General features: G+C 61.1%; 11 protein-coding genes and 2 pseudogenes. 7 read left to right on the top strand and 6 right to left on the bottom strand.

Going from position 1 to position 14,365, the window contains the following annotated elements; genetic code table 11:
* Positions 1-367: 367 nt before the first annotated feature.
* The 4 genes from HF916_RS49045 to HF916_RS49030 all read left to right on the top strand — a co-directional run bounded on the left by HF916_RS49045 (position 368) and on the right by HF916_RS49030 (position 3,894).
* Complete coding sequence (locus HF916_RS49045) at positions 368-1,162, top strand: acetoacetate decarboxylase (RefSeq protein ID WP_168795894.1); 795 nt, start codon at positions 368-370, stop codon at positions 1,160-1,162.
* 32 nt (positions 1,163-1,194) lie between these two features.
* Positions 1,195-1,977, top strand: a complete 783-nt coding sequence (locus HF916_RS49040) for a 3-hydroxybutyrate dehydrogenase (RefSeq protein ID WP_168795893.1) — start codon at positions 1,195-1,197, stop codon at positions 1,975-1,977.
* Between the two features lie 10 nt (positions 1,978-1,987).
* Entirely contained in the window at positions 1,988-3,241 is a 1,254-nt protein-coding gene (locus HF916_RS49035; RefSeq protein WP_168795892.1) for a DUF3734 domain-containing protein, read from the top strand.
* A gap of 155 nt (positions 3,242-3,396) precedes the next feature.
* On the top strand, positions 3,397-3,894 hold the full coding sequence (locus HF916_RS49030) for a hypothetical protein (protein WP_168795891.1): 498 nt from the start codon (positions 3,397-3,399) through the stop codon (positions 3,892-3,894).
* Positions 3,895-4,346: 452 nt separating this feature from the next.
* On the opposite strand, the gene HF916_RS49025 is transcribed toward HF916_RS49030, so the two are convergent.
* A complete protein-coding gene (locus HF916_RS49025; RefSeq protein WP_168795890.1) occupies positions 4,347-4,583 on the bottom strand; it encodes a hypothetical protein in 237 nt (78 codons plus the stop codon).
* Between the two features lie 184 nt (positions 4,584-4,767).
* Here HF916_RS49025 and HF916_RS49020 point away from each other — a divergent pair.
* Positions 4,768-5,037: pseudogene (locus tag HF916_RS49020) on the top strand (2-hydroxyacid dehydrogenase); the annotation flags it as partial.
* Positions 5,038-5,449: 412 nt separating this feature from the next.
* Positions 5,450-6,451 carry a tyrosine-type recombinase/integrase gene (locus HF916_RS49015; protein ID WP_168795889.1) on the top strand — a complete coding sequence of 334 codons (1,002 nt, stop codon included), beginning with the start codon at positions 5,450-5,452 and terminating at the stop codon, positions 6,449-6,451.
* Positions 6,452-6,546: 95 nt separating this feature from the next.
* Here the strand turns inward: HF916_RS49015 and HF916_RS49010 are convergent.
* The 4 genes and pseudogenes from HF916_RS49010 to traA form a co-directional block, all read right to left on the bottom strand.
* Positions 6,547-6,867 (bottom strand): annotated as a pseudogene (locus HF916_RS49010) (SET domain-containing protein); the annotation flags it as partial.
* Between the two features lie 183 nt (positions 6,868-7,050).
* Positions 7,051-7,257 carry a hypothetical protein gene (locus HF916_RS49005; RefSeq protein ID WP_168795887.1) on the bottom strand — a complete coding sequence of 69 codons (207 nt, stop codon included), beginning with the start codon at positions 7,255-7,257 and terminating at the stop codon, positions 7,051-7,053.
* Between the two features lie 202 nt (positions 7,258-7,459).
* Entirely contained in the window at positions 7,460-7,765 is a 306-nt protein-coding gene (locus HF916_RS49000; protein WP_431311478.1) for an HU family DNA-binding protein, read from the bottom strand.
* A 1,045-nt stretch (positions 7,766-8,810) separates the two neighbouring features.
* The gene (gene traA, locus HF916_RS48995; protein ID WP_168795886.1) at positions 8,811-11,636 is read right to left on the bottom strand and encodes a Ti-type conjugative transfer relaxase TraA; all 2,826 of its coding nucleotides are present in this window, start codon (positions 11,634-11,636) and stop codon (positions 8,811-8,813) included.
* 222 nt (positions 11,637-11,858) lie between these two features.
* Here traA and HF916_RS48990 point away from each other — a divergent pair, with 222 nt between their 5' ends.
* Positions 11,859-12,341 (top strand): conjugal transfer protein TraD, encoded by a 483-nt coding sequence (locus HF916_RS48990; RefSeq protein WP_168795885.1) that lies wholly within the window; start codon positions 11,859-11,861, stop codon positions 12,339-12,341.
* Between the two features lie 270 nt (positions 12,342-12,611).
* Here the strand turns inward: HF916_RS48990 and HF916_RS48985 are convergent, their stop codons facing one another.
* Positions 12,612-14,219, bottom strand: coding sequence for a ParB/RepB/Spo0J family partition protein (locus HF916_RS48985; protein ID WP_206002076.1), 1,608 nt, complete (start codon positions 14,217-14,219; stop codon positions 12,612-12,614).
* Positions 14,220-14,365: the final 146 nt, after the last annotated feature.

Raw genomic sequence — 14,365 nt, 5'->3', positions numbered from 1 at the left:
CTCGGGCGAACACGGTTCTGCGTCAGGAATGCGAAGGATTGCTGACGGTGGCGGCATCGAGCTGTCGGACGGCGACTTCCTGTGTCAGCAAACTAACATTCGCCACGCTTTGCCGGCACCCTGCCCCACACATCTTAGCGACTACTCTAATTAGTTGTCGACGTCGGCGCACCGGGTCCGCCGAAGCCAGCCATGATCTGGCTGGCAATACCAGTGGCGCATTCGCCCCCGTGACTTGTACGGAGGTTCCGGCCGCAGCGTTGCAGTTTGGTTAACGGTCTATTGATGAATGATGGCTTCTATTGCATGGGCATTGCCTCTACCATTGCACCGGCTCTGCATGTGCCACCTGTCATAGAGGAGTGTTATGAATCTCGCTTCAATCCGCAAAGACGCCTTTGCGATGCCTGTTCACAATCCCGCCTATCCCCGGCCGCCGTACCGCTTCATCAATCGGGAATACTTCATCATTTCGTACGAGACCGATTTCGATGCGCTGCGCGCCATCGTGCCCGAGCCGCTGCATCCGGAAAACGATCTCGTGCATTACGAATTCATTCGCATGCCGGACTCATCCGGTTTCGGCGACTACACCGAAAGCGGTCAGGTCATCTCCGTGCGCGACCAGCAAGGGCGCCTCGGCAATTACACCCACTCCATGTATCTCGACGACGAAGGCCCCATTGCGGGCGGTCGTGAGATCTGGGGTTTTCCGAAGAAACTCGCCAGGCCGACCTTGAGCGTCGACGGCAACGACACGCTGCTCGGCACGCTCGACTACGGCACGCAACGTATCGCAACCGGCACGATGGGTTTCAAGCATTTGCCGCTCGACATCGAGACCGAACGCAAGAAGCTCGCGGACACACCGAACTACCTGTTGAAAGTGATTCCGCACGTTGATGGTTCGGCGCGCGTGTGCGAGCTCGTGCGCTTCTATCTGCGCGACGTGAGCGTGCTCGGTGCGTGGTCGGGTCCCGCCGCGCTCGAACTGCATCCGCACGCATTGGCGCCCGTCGCCGATCTGCCGGTGAAGCGGGTGGTCGGTGCACGTCATGTGATCGCCAATCTCACACTGGATATCGGCGAAGTTGCGCTCGATTATCTGGCCTCTACTGAAACGGACTCAACCGGGAGCATGAAGCTCGCGGTCAATCAATAACGCTCTGCGAACCAATAAGGAAGGATAGCTACATGTCATTGAACCAGAAAGTCGCACTTGTGACCGGTGCAGCAAGCGGTATTGGCGAGCAGTGTGCACGCAAGCTCGCGAGTCTTGGCGCCGCGGTGGTGATCGCCGACCTGAATCTCGACAGCGCGCAGAAGGTGGCGAGCGGCATCGTTGCAGCGGGCGGCAAGGCGCTGGCAGTTGCAATGGATGTCACCAGCGAAGAAGCGGTCAATAGCGGTATCGAACGCGCGGTGAAGGAATTGGGCAGCCTCGATGTGCTCGTGTCGAACGCGGGCATCCAGATCGTCGCTCCCATCGAGGAGTATGCATTTGCCGACTGGAAGAAAATGCTGGCGATCCACCTGGACGGTGCCTTCCTCACGACGAAGGCGGCGATCAAACACATGTACGCGGGTGGCAAGGGCGGCTCGATCGTCTATATGGGCTCGGTGCATTCGCACGAAGCATCGAAGCTAAAGTCCGCCTATGTGACCGCCAAGCATGGTTTGCTGGGACTGGCCCGGGTGGTTGCGAAGGAAGGTGGCTCGCGCGGCGTTCGGGCGAATGTGGTGTGTCCGGGTTTTGTGCGCACCCCGCTCGTCGACAAGCAGATTCCCGAGCAGGCCAAGGCGCTCGGTATCTCCGAAGCCGATGTCGTGAAGAACGTGATGCTCAGGGAAACAGTCGACGGTGAATTCACCACGGTCGAGGACGTCGCCAATACGGTTGCGTTCCTCGCGGGCTTCGAATCGAATGCGCTCACCGGGCAGTCGGTGATCGTCAGCCACGGTTGGGCAATGCAATAAGGGGTCGCGTATGCGCAGCAGCACAAATAAAACTAACCGGCAGCCGGATGCATTCGTGCTGCCGCGCTACGACGAAATTGCCCTGGTGCTTCAGGGCGGCGGCGCGCTCGGGTCTTACCAGGCCGGCGTCTACGAGGGCCTCGCCGAGGCCGGCGTGCAACCGCACTGGATCGCCGGCGTCTCGATCGGCGCGCTGAACACCGCCATCATTGCGGGCAATGCGCCGGAGAACCGCGTGGAAGCGTTACGCGGTTTCTGGAATTCGATCTGCCATCCGGTCGACTGGGTCGGTGGGCTGGGCGGCTGGGCGCTGCCCGGGTTCGGAATGCACGACCTGTCGCGCAAGTGGGCCAGCATGTGGGCAGCCGGGCGCGCGTTGACCGAGGGTCAGCCGGGTTTCTTCTCGCCGCGCAACCCGTTGCCCATGGCGGGTTTCGGCAAGCAAAGCCCCAACGTGGTCAGCTATTACGATACAGCCGCGCTGAAGGAAACCCTGTTGAAGTTTGCCGATTTCGATCGAATCAACGACGGCGACATTCGCGTTTCGGTGGGTGCGGTGAACGTGCGGACCGGCAATCTGGTGTACTTCGACAACACGAAGATGCGTCTCGAACCGGAGCATTTCATGGCGTCGGGCGCGTTGCCGCCGGGCTTTCCGGCGGTTGAGATCGACGGCGAGCACTACTGGGACGGCGGCCTCGTTTCGAATACTCCGCTGACCGAGGTGCTTCGCGATGCCGACCACAAGGATGCGCTGGTTTTCCAGGTGGACCTGTGGAGCGCAAGAGGCAATGCGCCGGGCGATTTCCTCGACGTCTCCGAACGTGCCAAAGACATTCAGTACTCGAGCCGTACCCGGGCGATTACCAGCATGCTGGCGGATCGTCAGAAGCACGCGCGCTTCATCAAGCAATTGCTCAGGCATGTTCCGGCTGATGTGCTCAAGGCCGATCCGCTCTTCCGTCGTGCTGAAGAAGCGGCCGACGGCAGTGCGATCAATGTCGTGCACCTTATCTACAAGAACAAACCGTATGAGGGGCATTACAAGGACTACGAGTTCAGCATCGACACGATGCACGAGCATTGGGAAAGCGGTCTTGAAGATATTCGCGATTCGTTTGCCCATCGGGAGTGGTTCGATGTGCCAAGCCGCGAACAGGGTTTCGTAACGTATGACGTGCATCGCCGGCTTGGCGCTGTGCCGCAGTCTGACCGTGACGCGCCTGAATTGCCCCTCGGCGCGGAACGGAAAGTCGCTGCTTGAACTGGCGCGCGTCGGGTGGTCGCTGACAGACGACGGCACGGAGAGCGTGCAAAAGTTGGGGAGGAGGCTCCTAGGGAGGGCCGCTTGTGCTTCCGGTAGCGGCATCGGTTTCGTCTGGAGTAGGCTGATCGGTCTCGCAACGGTGGGAGCAAGCCATGCGGTTGATCATCGAAGCAAGGTTGGCCGACGGAGACAATGATACGGTCGAGGTAGGCGACGGAGTTCTGGCGGTGATTGAGCGCCCTGACTGCTGTCTTGCCGAACTGGGCCTGACTCTCGCGGAAGGGCGGTCGCTGCTGGCCAAGGTCCAGGTCGCGCTCATTTCGAAACAGGTGCAGTCGTGGCTCTCAGGCCAGACCCATTGTCGGAGCTGCGGTGCGGCCTTGACTCATAAGGATAGTCGCTCGACGGTGCTGCGCACCGTGTACGGCAAAGTGATGGTGAAGAGCCCGCGGCTGTGGTCGTGTGCTTGCCAGCGGAATGCGCGGACGCCGCGGCGTGTGGTGCATCCCTTGTCCCAAACCCTAACCACGCGCGTCACGCCGGAACTGGAATATCTCCAGGCGAAGTGGGCAGTCCATCTGCCGTACCGGCAGGCCGCGGCCATGCTTAAGGAAGTGCTCCCGCTGGACAAGGGCATTTCGTTCACGTAGAGCGAAGGAAAGTTGTCACCAAAAACGAAGTAATGTTGTCAACACCTGTTTTTGCGTAGCGATCGCGGCGGCAACGAAGAAGCACATCGCGTTACCGAAAGGTGGGCAATATACGCTCGTGGTCTGCCACGCACCGTGGCGAGCTACGCGTAATGGTCGTCAGGACCGAGGCGGAAGCTACCAGAAATGCGGTTGTAGAAATGCAGCGAGATAGCGATACGATTCTCCGTGCGGCTCGCTGGGTGCCTCGAAAAGATCAGCGGATATCTCGCCCCGTAGAGCGTTACCACACCGCGCACAGTGATATGGCGGACCGATAAGACCTCGCATTCAGGACGTATGCCGTCGGTCGAAGGTATCTGCTTGATTGTTCCGGGTCGACGCCACGACGGCTCGGTGGGCGAATGGTCGCAGGTGCTGCCTCTGATAGTACTACCAGGCATTCATGGTCATTAGACCTTGCCCCAGAACTCGACGATGCAGCGTTGCCCGTCGACTGCCACGAAGCAAGGCCTTTCAAGCAACGACTTTGCAGAAGGATCCGCTTCGAGCATCAGCCATGCTTCGAAAGCGCCGCGCCTGTATGGCGTCAGACGTCGCCCCACTTTCGGACTGAACACGTCGTAACGGTGCGCGCCGCGTGGGCGCGGCAGCGTGAGTGGCTCGAAACTTCGCAAAACGTCGACCATGTGTACCACCTGCCTGCGGATTTCATGGTCTAGGACGAACGTGAGTTGACAATTTTAGTTCGCGCTAACGCGAAGTGACGACTTTACTTCGCCAGTTAGCGAAGCAATGTTGTCAATTCAATGGCTAAACTGTTGCCCCCGCGAGCGCAGTCCAGTGACAACTTTCCTTCGTTTTACGCCCAAGGGCGCGGTCTTTGTCAACGCGGCGCGTGGCGGTCTGGTGGACGAAGACGCGCTCTATGAAGCCCTGACCTCGGGACATCTGTTCAGCGCGGGTCTGGACGTGTACCGGAGCGAGCCCAACGTCGACAAGCGCTTCGCGGAACTGGACAACGTGTTCCTGACGCCCCATATGGCCAGCGCCACGATCGAGACCCGAGGCCAGATGGGGTTTACGGCGCTGGACAATGTCGCCGCCATCCTGGATGGGCGGCCCGCCTTGAATCCTGTCTAGGACGGCGCTTTTTTCGGGATCGTGAGACTGCCAACTGACTCTCCCACCCCTCTGTTCACGCCGCTTCGGCCAGCATCGAGTGACGACAGTCCGCCGCGGCGCACCGGCACGCGTACTGCACCCGGACGTCTTCATCCACCGGATCCTCTGTGGCGAGCAGATATTCAATGAATTCTGTGGTCGACCACAGATGTTGTTAATTCCGCTTGCGGAATTAACGCCACGCCTTTGCTGTGAAGCGGTTGACGACATGGTATCAGCAAGGCGCCGACGTCCAGGCTCTTCTGCCGTTGCTGTCGACGTATCTTGGTCATGCGAACATCGTCTCGACACAGGTTTATCTCACGATGACGCCAGACTTACTGGTACAGGCGTCCTCGCGGTTCGAGAGATACGTAGGAGGTCAATTATCATGAAAGCACTTTCATTATCACCATGGGTGAGGCGATTTCTCATTGAGTATGTGGTCACGGAGAGAAACCTTGCAGGAAGCACACAGCTCAGCTATCGCGAAACACTGGCGAGCTTGATCCGGTATGCGGCAGGTAAGACACATAAGCGCGCTGACCTGTTGAATGTCGAGGATCTCACGCGTGAATTGATTACCCGATTTTTGTCCGAACTGTCGACACAGCGCGACTGCTGTGCCAGGACGATCAATCAAAAGCTTGCGGCACTCCATACGTTCGCCCGCTTCGTGGGCGAATATGGTCCCGAACACCTGCAGTGGTCGGGTGGCGTGCTTGCGATACCGTTCAGGAAGTACGCAAGGCCACAAATCTCGTATCTGGAAAAAGTAGAGATGGACGCGCTTCTGGCCTCACCGGACCGCCAGACGACGCAAGGCACGCGCGATTATGCAACGTTGCTGTTTCTATACAATACAAGAGCACGTGCGAGCGAACTCGCTCAGCTCACGGTAAGTGACCTGCAATTGGACAAATCGCATAAAAGAGATTCCTTCGTCACCTTGCATGGAAAGGGCGACCGGACACGCATATGTCCGCTGTGGCCGCATACCGCGGATGTAATCGAATCCCTGGTTGCGGGGCGTTCGCTGCGCCAGCATGTATTCCTGAATCGCAGCGGCCAACCTATGACCCGATTTGGAATTCACGCAGTAGTGGAGGGTCATGCAGCTAACGCGGCGCACCAGCTGCCATCGCTTAATCGCAAACGGGTCAGTCCGCACACGATTCGGCACACAACCGCGACATTCCTGCTTCGGGCCGGTGTAGACATCAATACCATCCGTGCATGGCTGGGACATGTGTCACTCAACACGACCAATGTCTACGCTCAGATTGACCTCGAAATGAAGGCCCGCGCCCTAGCCTGCCTTGAACAGAGCAACCCATCATTACGGCGACGAGCTATGGATTCCGATTTGATGCAGTTCCTGCGATCCCTATAACTGGATTCTGTGGCTTCCATCGGACAAGATGACTACGCGTTTCTGCGCTCGGTCATCGGAGGCCACAGAAATTGCAACGTCACGCAAAATGAACAGTCTTCGCCCGGCTCGATCGGCCGCAGCGTCTGGATGAAAATTCGTCCCTGATCCTCGATGGTCTCGCAGTTCGGGGCACAGGCGTGATTGAGCCAGCGCGCGCTGTTGCCGCCACGGCTGCCATCGATCACCCGCCCATCCGACAGACCAAAAAGAAACGTATGCCCTTCGACGCCTTCACGCTGGTGACGGCGCACCGCATTTCGCCACGAAGTGATTTCACCCTTGTACTCAAGCACGCGCTCGCCCGCCGCGAGCGCATGCACGGCGAACACGCCTTTGCCGTGAACTGGAGACCGCCGGACAATCACGCGCCGCATACTTTTTCCTTTCCCGATGTCGACGCCAGTATACGAGCGGCAAATTTCCGCATCCAGTGCGACGGGATGAGCACACTTGCGACGTTCGGGCACCGGCGGCCATATCGAAGCCGGAGAGTTGAGGTATCTGATCCGCAGACATCCCGGAGTGACGGAGCGATCGGTCTGCGAAGATATCCAGCTTCAGAAAAGCTGGTTACCCAGCTCTCGCAGGCTGACCCACTTCACCGTGCTCACGAAGGTCCGGCCTGCGGTGTCGAGCGATTCGATCATCGCGCGTTGCCCGCGGGCTTCCGCAATCACGCGCACGATGCGCGTCCGGTAGCGCAGTAACGCGCCGATCGTTGGGCACGAGATTTCGCGTCCGGTCCACGATCGTTTCTTTTCCATACGGCTATCTATCTAGACATGCAGCGAATCGCTGGGGCCGCAGTGCGTCGCGGCATCTCGCACTGATGCTACCAGGCCGGCTGGCCGGGGTCCAGGCCCTGCCCGATCACGCCGCGCCGTCGCTGCCGCCAGCACCTCTAGCGGCTAGCCTGCTGGCCGCCACGCCATCGGCAGAAATCCGGCCGACGGCCTGCGTCCGGTCTCAGGCGCCGTTCACTGCGTCCTTGAACGCCTTCCCCGCCGTGAACTTCACCGTCTTCGCAGCCGGGATCTGGATCTCGGCGCCGGTCGCCGGATTGCGGCCGACCCGCGCAGCGCGCGCGCCCGTCGCAAATGAACCAAATCCCACCAGTTGCACCGTGCCGCCCTTCGTCACTTCGCCGGTGATCGCCGCGATCACCGCATCGATCGCCTCGCCGGTTGCCGCCTTGCTGCCGCCCGTCTTCGCGGCCACTGCGTCGACCAGTTCCTGCTTGTTCATTGCTTGCTCCTCGCTGGGGTTGTGAATGCCACCCTACCCGAACTGCGCGCCCTTGCGCAACCGGTGCGCCCTCGCTCCCGATTCACGACACAAGGCGCGCGCGTCGAAGCGTGGGCAATACAGGACGCCGCCATGCAGCCGGGTCTGCACCCCTCAGCTGTGGACCGGCCGTATCCGCGGGATGGATTTGATAGGCGTGCGGGTGTCGACCGCACCGGAGACACACTGGCGTGCCAATGCGGTGCGGGTTTTGCGCCATGGGGCTGATTGATGGCGACCTCTGACGAACCGCCGCTGCCCTGTTCTCTCTGGGCCGCGCGTCCGGTCCGGCTCCCGGGCCGCATTGCGGCCGCCAAGGTGTGCGGACGTCCGGTACCCGTTCCGAACGCGGCGCAGCCCGGATTCCGCGGCATTTGCTGACATGACGGATCCATGCATGCGCCCGTGTCCGCAAATGAAGGGGTAGAACTCGGATTATCGACCCCTTCATTTACGCCACTTTTCTGCGTTTTTTCTCAATTCCTTATACCGCGCAAGTCCTCGTCCCAAGGAGCGGGTGGGGTCGGTGCCCGCCCGCGGCGTGGCGTTGAAAAGCCCCGCCGCATGCCGGTGCAGTGACTATCATGTAGATGTGGTCCGTGCTAGCGACACGCGACCGCAAAACGGGCAAGGCGGGGCCGGCGGGAGACTGGCCGCCCGTCCTTGCTCCGCCAGAACCGGGTCCGCGAAGGTGCGGGCCATTTTTTTGCGCCCTTCCAACCCTGATAATTCCACTAATCAGCGTTGAGTTTATCGGAGCGAACCAGTTCAACGGATTCAATCGTGAAAAGCGGAGTGTCACGACCTGAGTCCGGCGACACGGATCAGCTTCGACCCACAAACAGTCCGATTATTCAATTCGTTTCATTTCCAATGTGAATAAGACAAAAAGCTATTCAGTCTGCGCGCAGCTCATCTGTTCGAGTACTTGCTATTGCGCCAGCATTACTTGAGAACAATGAGTCGAATATAAATTGAGGATTCGCGCAAATCACGCGGTTTCGATCTCACTCAGTGATTCCGATATTCGAAGTTAATCACCGATTTCCGGCCCGCCTCGACCACGGTTTTTTGTGCTGTGCCCCGATGACCTGTCGCGCTCGACTGGCTGACGAGCCGCCTCACGCAGCGGCGCCCTGAATGCGTTACGACGATCCTGCCGTTCCTCACGCGTCATGTCAGCAAAACGTCCGGCCGTTCCGCTACCCGATCCCGGTGGCGTACGTTCAGTTGTCTGTAGACTGGATCCCCGTTGCTGCGCCCGCGCGGCGGCGACCTCATTCACCAGGGCGGCTGCCCGCTCGGCGCCGCTGAGTTCAACGAGTGCCCGCCAGGCACGATCGTCCCGCTCGACCACGTAACGGATTTCGCGTCGCATCGTGAGGTCGCGCCGATCCAGTGCTGCCCCTGCCCGTTTCAGGGCAGCGCGCTCCTTTGCCACCAGCGGCCGGCCGTCGCCCTTCGCGACCGACGCGACGTATAGCGCGTCGGCATACTGTTCGACGGCCCGGCCGAGCGTCATTTCGGCCCGTCGGGGCCGCGGCGCATTCGAGAATTCGACACGGCGCTGGTTCAGCGTGTGCCGGTAGCCCAACTCAGGCCGATGATCGCGCTCCGGTCTCAGTTCGTGCTGCGCGCTGAACGATTTTTCGTCAGCACGCGACAGGCTGCGCATCAGGGCCGCGCCATCCACAAACTCGTCCCGACCGGCCGCCACAACCAGATTTTCCCTGTGCCGGGTCATCGCGACATAGGCCAGCTCGGCGTGCATGCTCTTCGTGGCCAGCACGTACGCGCGATCGACTGTCACACCCTGGCTCTTGTGGACCGTGAGCGCGTAGCCGTGATCGAAATGGCCATATTGCGCCGTGTCGACCGCGAGTCGCCGACCGTCATCAAGGCGCACATGCAGCACGGCGCCGGGCGCTTTCCTGTCAGGCATTTCGATCCGTTCGACCGTGCCCAGCGTCCCGTTCTTGACCTGCATCACGTATTCGTTCTGCAGGAACATGATGCGCTCGCCGACGGCGATCGCGATCTGCCGGTCCTCGGTCCGCACGGTCTGTTCGGCACCCAGCTCGCCGGCAGCCCGTCGCAATTCGCGCACGCGCGCATTCAGCGCGCAGCGCTCTTCGTTGGTATGCGTCAGCAGCAGCTGGGTCTTGCCCGGACGGGTCCGGCGGTCATCCTGCCACTGCGCGATCAGCTGCTCTCGCGCATTGGCGACGGTCGAATACAGCTGCACACCCCCGTGTTCCGCATACGTGGACACGGCCGTTTGCACATCGTGCCGGGCCAGCGCCGAAGTTGCTTCGCGCTGCCAGGGCTCGTCCTGCCGCCTGATCTCCGTCAGGCTTTCGAGCCGGTTTGCGGCGGCTGCCTCACGCGACACTGCGCGGAAAGCATCGCCGGCGGCGACCGCATGCAGTTGCCACGCATCGCCCACCAGGCGCACGCGCGCTCCGGCCGCGTGCGCGTGGCCGAGCAGTTTTTCCATCTGCCGCGATCCAACCATGCCGGCTTCGTCGATTACCAGAACCGTTTTCGCATCCAGCGTCACCGTGCCGCGCTCGATGCCCGAAAGCAGACTGTGCAGCGTCCGGCTCGCGATGCCCGCGTCGCGTTGCATGTCGTCGGCCGTCTTGCCCTGTAGCGCTGCGCCGATCACGCGCAGTCCGTCCGCCTCGAGCGCTTCGCGTGCGGCCGCGAGCACATAGCTTTTGCCGGTACCCGCTGCGCCATTCACGACCACCAGCTGGCCGCCACCCGCGAGCGCGACAAAAGCCGCATCCTGTCCCGCATTAAACTTCCGGGTTGCGCGCAGTATTTCACGCACCGCGGTGTCGCCCATCGCGCTGTCGCCGGCGCGACCCATTGCGCGAGCACGATCGACGAGGCGCACCTCAATCGCACGCAGATCCGCCGACGTGAACCATTCTCCCGTCCGTCCGGAATCCTTGAGCGCCAGCAGCTCTTTCGAATTCATCAGGCGTGCGTAAACCTGCCGGAACTGTTCGGCACCATCGGTATTGCGAAACACGAACTGCTCGACGTCGCGTCGCGAGAAGATGGACTGATTGATCGTCAGCGCGGCGACACCGATCGCCGGATTGATGAGCAGCCGCTGGCCATTGCGGTAGGCGCGCTGGCGATTCTCTTCGAGCAATCCGGCCATCACACCACGCTCGCCCGCGTAGCGCGCGACGCCTACTTTCACAGACGGTTCCAGGTCGATACCCAGCGTCCGGTAGCTGCGATGGTCGATGCGGGCCTCGATGCCCGCCCGTGCCATGAAGTGATTGGCCGTGACGGCCCATTCTTCACGCACGTCGCGAACAAACTGCCGGCTGCTCAGATAGCGGTCCTTTCCGGCTCCGCCTTTTTCCGGTTCCTGCGCATTCCAGCGCCTGAAATAGTGCCCTGGATCGCGGGCGATGCCATCGTTCAACCGTTCCGTGAACATGATGTGCGCGTGCGGCTGTTCCAGTCCGTCGCTCGCTGCCGGATTGTGGATTGCCCAGGTGTACGCATGCCGCTCGCCGAGTGTGTGTTCAACGAACTCGCGCACGAGCGCGACGCGCTGTTCATCGTCCAGTTCGCGCGGAATCGACACCTCGATCTCCGTGTACGGGCGACCGTTTGCCCGCTCATGGGTGTCTGCTGCCTGCCAGAAAATGCTCGCGTCGTGCGCGGCCCATGCTGGCATGTTGCCGCTCTCGGTCATCTTGAGGTCGCCACGCTCTTCGTACTTTCCACCGCGAGAAATGTAGGCGTAGTGATCCTCCCGCGCAATGTACTTTGCGTGCTCCCCTGCGGCAGCCTTCCTGCCTGCTTTCACGCTCAGATGGTATGTCGGCATTGGCGGCTTGGCTTTCGTCTTATCATAAGCTGTTTCTATGCTAGCATAGAAACGCGGAAGCGCGCTTTGACTCGCTTTGCTCGCCAGATCCTGCCGGGTGGCGCCTCCTTACTAGCTCGCTTTTGCGGTTTTCATAATCCGGAATGGCTTGCAGGAAGGGGGCCGAATGATCGGTCTGCGCCCTCGCTCGATGCAACGTGAATTCGATCCAGGAGAAAAATGATGGCAAAGGCCGAATGGCTCACGGAACATGTCCAGTACATCAAGGGTTTGAAGTCGCCAACCGCCACGCAATCGCTGCTGGTCGAACTGGCGGCGATTCCGAATCCGTCCGCACAGGAGTCCCGCCAGCTAGACAAGCTGATCCGACTGGAGAAAATTAACCAGAAGGCTGACGCGATGAAGGCCGAAGCCGCCCGCATGCTGAGCGCGCGGCGCGAGGATCAACGCAAGGCCCGCACGCGCGAACTGATCGAACTCGGCGGCATCGTCTCGATGGTTGATTTTCCGGTGGATCGCGGCACGCTGACCGGCGCGCTACTGTGGGCGCTCGATCAGTTCAAGACTGAGGATGACTTGCAGCACACGCTCAAGAAACGTGGCGATGCTTTCATCGCTGAGCGCGAAAATGAGAAAAAGGCGGAGTCGCAGGCCAGCGCGGAGGTAGCGGCTAAAGCGGCTGCGGCGGAGAAAGTCCCCGCGTAGTGTGCGGGGGCCCAGCCAGATCGTCCCTGCGCTGCGCTCCGGGTCGGCGCTCTCCCCGCACCTTATCGGCGCGGGTCCCCGTGCGCCTCGATCAGGGCGCGCGGGCGCGCGCGATATCGCAGCGGTCTGCGTGACTTCGGGCTTGCAGGAAAATAAAAAGCGCGTCGTGGGGAACGACGCGCCGGAGGCCTAAAAAGGGATTCTGGAAAATGAACCGGTATCGATCAGCGCCCCGATACAGCTTCTTCCGGGGCGCTGCACCCGGCTTGCTTAGGCGGCTTCCTCCTCCTCCTCGTCTTCGTCGTCATCCCATACGACCGGCGTTTCCCGGCTCACCAGCACTTCGGGCAACCAGCGTGCATTGGCCAGTAATCGTTCTGCCGTCTCTGCGGCTGCGTCCTTCTTCAGTTTCTCCAGCGGTGCCGCCGCTTCGGGGGAGACTGCTTGCGCTACCACGTCAACGATGCGTGCTTTCGAAACGTGATTCAGATAGCTCGTTCGCGTCGGCGTCCAGTACTGCGTCATATCGACGTTCAGCAGATTCATCAGCACGTTCACCGGGTGTGCGCCATCCGATTCGCTCACGCCGTTGACGGTCGCGGCCACGCAGAAGGCGAACAGGTTGCTCAGCACGTCTTCGCTCTGCGTCATCAGCCAGGGCAGCACATCACTGAAACGCTTCGGCAACAGCGTGGCCCACTTTTCGCGTTCGGCCGAAATTTCTTTCCATGCCGCGCTGGCTTCCATGTCGTCCGCTGTCTGCAACAGGCGGTTGTGTGAGCACCTGGCCCGCACGTCGGCGGCATGCTGGTCGTAGACGCAGACATAGCGGTCATCGAACACAACCGGGATCAGGCGGTGCATCAGTACCGCCAGTGCGGCCACCGGGTTCCGTGCAAGTTCGATCTGGACGGCGGCGGTACGGTGTGCCGTCAATCTCCTGCTGAGGTCTTTGCCGTGCAGCGGCTTTTCTGCTGGCGCTGGCAGTTCGTCAACACCCGTCACACCTTCGCGGTTCACGCTGCCCCGGTCCTCGGGTTTGACCAGTCCGCGCTCGATCACGGCGTGGCCGTCCTGGTCGAGCGTCACGAATGCACCGGCCCGCGCCTTCTGGTCGTCGCTCCAGATTTCGAGGCGTTCAGCAAAGTCGTCCAGCGCCTGGGAAGCGGCGTCCGCTACGGTTTCCAGTGCGTCGCGGCGGGCGTCGTCCTCGGCTTCGTCTTCGGCGTCGTAGTACGCGTTCAGTTCCGCTGCGGCCTGTTCGCTCGCTTTCTTCAGCGCGCGAAGCTCGGTCTTTTCCTTCTTCGTGTACTCGCGCGATGCCGACGGCAACCGGCCAAAGCGGGCCATTTCGCCAAAGTCACGGCGCACGCGGGTTTCCACCCAAAGCCAGCCCTCGGCGCTCAGGGTCTGCGCGACAGAAACGAGCTTTTCTGCCACCAGGCGGTGCAGCAGTTCCGCGTCGGTCACATACCCGGCGTTCTGCTCGTCACTGAACAGGTCTCTCCGCACCTGACCGCCTGCTGCCTCGTATACGTCGAGCGTGACGAACGCAACCAGGTTGCTGTCGGCCACATCGATCTCGCTGTTCGTGATCGCCGCGCGCAGCTGCGCCGGGTTGCGTTGCCACGGCTGGGCGGCGTCAAACCACAGGCGTTCCTGCAGTTCGTGATCGTCCGCCAAGGCAAGCGTGCGGATCTGTTCCAGCGTCATGCCGTCATCGCGGAAGACGTCAAGCAGGCGGGGCGACACGTTCGCCAGTTTCAGGTGCCTTTGCACCTGAATTTCCGACAGCGAGAACAACGCGGCAATGAAGGTCACTGTGCGGCCTTCATTAATCAGCAGGCGGAATGCCTCGCAGGCGTCCGCCGGGTGCATCGGCTCATGCTGGTTTTCGATCAGCGAAACCGCGACGGCATTGGCCTCGCTCACGATCTTGACCGGGACAGGGTAGCTGTCATCGATCCGGCCAGTCGTGCGCAGCAGGTCAAGCGCGAGCAGGCGGCGCTGCCCCGCGCATACGC

This window comes from Paraburkholderia aromaticivorans (genome assembly GCF_012689525.1).
Classification (GTDB): domain Bacteria; phylum Pseudomonadota; class Gammaproteobacteria; order Burkholderiales; family Burkholderiaceae; genus Paraburkholderia; species Paraburkholderia aromaticivorans_A.
The sequence above is the reverse complement of the archived record's forward strand: the minus strand, read 5'-3'. Positions and strand labels throughout refer to the sequence as shown.

Coding starts and splice junctions, on each gene's coding strand:
- HF916_RS49030 (WP_168795891.1), top strand. CDS start 3,397: ATGCGGTTGATCATCGAAGCAAGGTTGGCCGACGGAGACAATGATACG.
- HF916_RS49025 (WP_168795890.1), bottom strand. CDS start 4,583: ATGGTCGACGTTTTGCGAAGTTTCGAGCCACTCACGCTGCCGCGCCCA.
- traA (WP_168795886.1), bottom strand. CDS start 11,636: ATGCCGACATACCATCTGAGCGTGAAAGCAGGCAGGAAGGCTGCCGCA.
- HF916_RS49005 (WP_168795887.1), bottom strand. CDS start 7,257: ATGGAAAAGAAACGATCGTGGACCGGACGCGAAATCTCGTGCCCAACG.
- HF916_RS48985 (WP_206002076.1), bottom strand. CDS start 14,219: ATGCACCCGGCGGACGCCTGCGAGGCATTCCGCCTGCTGATTAATGAA.
- HF916_RS49045 (WP_168795894.1), top strand. CDS start 368: ATGAATCTCGCTTCAATCCGCAAAGACGCCTTTGCGATGCCTGTTCAC.
- HF916_RS49040 (WP_168795893.1), top strand. CDS start 1,195: ATGTCATTGAACCAGAAAGTCGCACTTGTGACCGGTGCAGCAAGCGGT.
- HF916_RS49015 (WP_168795889.1), top strand. CDS start 5,450: ATGAAAGCACTTTCATTATCACCATGGGTGAGGCGATTTCTCATTGAG.
- HF916_RS49035 (WP_168795892.1), top strand. CDS start 1,988: ATGCGCAGCAGCACAAATAAAACTAACCGGCAGCCGGATGCATTCGTG.
- HF916_RS48990 (WP_168795885.1), top strand. CDS start 11,859: ATGGCAAAGGCCGAATGGCTCACGGAACATGTCCAGTACATCAAGGGT.